Raw genomic sequence first — 423 nt, 5'->3', positions numbered from 1 at the left:
AACCACACGTTAACGTCGGCACAATCGGCCACGTTGACCACGGCAAAACGACGTTGACCGCAGCGATCACGACTGTTCTGTCCAAGAAGTTTGGTGGCGAAGCAAAAGACTACTCGCAGATCGACGCGGCTCCCGAAGAGCGCGCACGCGGTATTACCATTAACACCGCTCACGTCGAGTACGAGACGGCTAACCGTCACTACGCTCACGTTGACTGCCCCGGCCACGCCGACTACGTCAAGAACATGATCACGGGCGCTGCCCAGATGGACGGCGCAATCTTGGTGGTGTCCGCTGCTGACGGCCCAATGCCCCAGACTCGCGAGCACATCCTGCTGTCGCGTCAGGTGGGCGTGCCTTACATCATCGTGTTCCTGAACAAGGCCGACATGGTTGATGATGCTGAGCTGCTTGAGCTGGTCG

At 58.9% G+C, this 423-nt stretch carries 1 protein-coding gene; it reads left to right on the top strand.

All coding sequences use genetic code 11. From position 1 onward, the window contains the following. Window positions 1–423 (top strand): GTP-binding protein (locus tag QWY30_RS16005; protein WP_290242660.1); only part of this gene is annotated, 423 nt, incomplete at both ends.

Source organism: Zwartia panacis (genome assembly GCF_030410395.1).
Taxonomy (GTDB): Bacteria; Pseudomonadota; Gammaproteobacteria; order Burkholderiales; family Burkholderiaceae_B; genus Zwartia; species Zwartia panacis.
This window is presented reverse-complemented; position numbering and strand designations above follow the sequence as displayed.